Here is a 2678-nt window from a genome sequence, read left to right on the forward strand (position 1 = left end):
GCAGGGATGTGATTGCCCGCCAGCCCTGTCGGAGGAAATCGCCGACAGCGGTGCTGGTGAGCTCGATGTAATCGGACGGCTCGTCGTCCGCAGGGACAGTCCTCTCAGACAGAATTTCGCGTTCCGCGCCCGGTGCAAAATCGTAAGTGACGCCGAGCGTCGCTATGCCCGCGAGCCCGTCCATACTGCTGTGATGAACCTTGACGTAGACGGCGAACGCGTCCCCCTCGAGTCCTTCGATGAAATGGTACTCCCATAGCGGACGGCTGCGGTCGAGCGGGATGGCGTGCAGCCGTCCGATCAGAGTCCGCAACTCCTCCATGCCGCCGGGCTTCGGCAGCGCCTGGTGACGGATGTGATAGTCGAGGTCCAAGGCCTCTTTGACAACCCAGACCGGGTGGTCGATGCCGAGCGGCGTCGGCTCAAGGCGGCGGCGACTTGAAGGCAGGAGATCGAGTCGGGACGCTACGTGCTCGCGGAAGCGGGCGAAGAGATCGTCCCGCTGCATCGTCGGTCTGAAGATCGTGACGCTGGCGACGTGCATGGGCGTCTCGGGCGTCTCGGCGTAGAGAAAGAGCGCGTCACCCAAGGATAGACGTTTCACGACGAACTCCCGGCGACAGGCGCGTCTCTCATTTGCGTCGCGTTCTCGACCTTCAAACAGTGCCCGGCGATCTCGTCGACAAGCAGCGGGATCAGCGCCTCGGGCAAAGAGTGACCCATCCCAGGCACCACGCGCAGGCGCGCCCCGGGGATGTTCGCTGCGGTATGTTCTCCTCCAGCCAACGGGACCAAAGGGTCGTGGGAGCCGTGCAGGACAAGGGTCGGCGCGCGAACGCCCCGAAGCTTCCGCGCCCGGCCCGGCGCGGCCTGGATGGCGATCAGCTGACGCCTGAAGCCGTCGGGCCGGTAACTTCGGCGAACCGAGCGCTCGACCCTCGCGCGAAGCTCCGCCTCCGTGAGCGGATAGTGGCCGCCGCCGATGAGACGGAGCATCTCCATCGTGCGATTGACCGCCGCCACCTCATTGCGCGGGCGTGGACGAAGCAGCGCGCGCCGCACGTTGCCCTTGGGGCCCGGCAAAGCGCGGTCGCCGCTCGTCGACATGATTGACGTCAGGCTCTTGACGCGCTCCGGATGCTCGATGGCGACGATCTGCGCGATCATACCGCCCATCGAGGCGCCGACGACATGGGCCTGGCCTATTCCAAGCGCGTCCATGAGCCCGACCGTGTCGCGCGCCATGTCGTCAAGTGTATACGGTGAACGAACCGGCAGGCCGAGAAATGCCCGGGCCATCATCGCAGTGGATGCGAGCGCACCAACGGGCGGCATCCGGGTCGAAAGCCCTGCATCACGATTGTCGAAGCGGACGACGCGAAAGCCGCGTGCGGCAAGACCCTCGCAAAACGGCTGCGGCCAAGCGATCAGCTGCATTCCGAGGCCCATGATCAGCAGGATAACCGGGGCGTCAGGCGGACCGATCTCTTCGTATTCAATCGTGATGCCGTTGGCCTTGATTGCTGTCATTGCCCGGCCCTATCCAGGTTAGTTCGTCGCCGAATAGTGCGGTCGCTGCGCCGCCTCAACGACGGGTGGCCATCCGTCCGATCGAACGCCCGAGAACGCGGCGCCGGGAGCGGGTGGTCAGCGCACCGCCCTTTTCAGGCCTGTGACCCACAGGCCCCTCCGTACACCCCGAGCCGGCGTTCCTCCTCAAAGCCAAAACCGCCGCAGCATAGCCCTAAGGCAAAGTTGCAAAATGATCCGGATCAACTGGATACCAGATGGTTCGCCGCAGCGTTCCGCCGCTCCCACGCAGGGTGGCCTTTGATGAGCGCTCGCCCGCGCGGCGCTTGGGACGGGCTCAGAACTTGCTGAAGCCGCCGTCGATAATCAGACAGTCGCCGGTGTGATAGGACGACAGCGCGCTCATCAGATAGACCGCGATACCGCCAAAATCCTCAGGATTGCCAAATCGGCGCATGGGGATCCGTGGCATCATGGCGCCAACGAACTTCTCGTTGCCCATAAAGTCGGCGCTCATGTCGGTCTTGATCCACCCCGGCAAGATCGCGTTGGCTGTGACGCCGTAGCGGGCATGCTCGACCGCGAGCGTGCGGACAAGCTCATTGAGCGCCGCCTTGGTCGCGGCGTAGTGCTCGCCGCGCGGCATTCCGAACAACGAGGCGAGGCTCGACGTCGCCACGATCCGACCAAAGCGGTCACCGCCGTTGGCGCGCTTGATCATATGCCGGAGGGCAACCTGGAAAACATGGAAGACGCCGTCGAGATTGGTCGCGAACATGCTTCGCCATTCATCCTCGGACCGGTCGACGAAGGACTGCTGACCCGAGGCCCCCATGCCTGCGTTGGCGAAGCAGCCGTCCACCCTTCCGAAAGCTTGAAGCGTTCCGGCAAAGGAGTCCTCGACGCCCATGCGATCGGTGACGTCGCAGGTCCGCGCCTCGAAACGCGCTCCCCATTCACGCAGCTCGGCGAGCGCGACGCGGTTCTTCTCGGCATTGCGGCCCCAGATCGAAACGGCGCAGCCGGCGCGTGCGAGCGCCTTCGCCATGCCGAGGCCGATTCCGCCATTGCCCCCGGTGATAATCGCAACGCGCCCGGTAAGATCGAAATCGCTTGCCATGGAAGGTCTCCTTCGCGCCGCGCTCGTC

3 protein-coding genes are annotated in these 2678 nt (G+C 64.7%); all 3 read right to left on the bottom strand.

All coding sequences use genetic code 11. The features are described from left to right. A partial coding sequence (locus ACLP25_RS00925; protein ID WP_442467373.1) for a wax ester/triacylglycerol synthase domain-containing protein occupies positions 1 to 604 on the bottom strand: 604 nt, incomplete at its 3' end. After that, a complete protein-coding gene (locus ACLP25_RS00930; protein ID WP_442467374.1) occupies positions 601 to 1530 on the bottom strand; it encodes an alpha/beta fold hydrolase in 930 nt (309 codons plus the stop codon). The genes ACLP25_RS00925 and ACLP25_RS00930, both read right to left, overlap by 4 nt. 337 nt (positions 1531 to 1867) lie before the next feature. Next, positions 1868 to 2650, bottom strand: coding sequence for an SDR family NAD(P)-dependent oxidoreductase (locus ACLP25_RS00935; RefSeq protein ID WP_442467375.1), 783 nt, complete (start codon positions 2648 to 2650; stop codon positions 1868 to 1870). Between the last annotated feature and the right edge of the window lie 28 nt (positions 2651 to 2678).

Origin of the sequence: Roseiarcus sp. (assembly GCF_052145395.1) — a bacterium.
Taxonomy (GTDB): domain Bacteria; phylum Pseudomonadota; class Alphaproteobacteria; order Rhizobiales; family Beijerinckiaceae; genus Roseiarcus.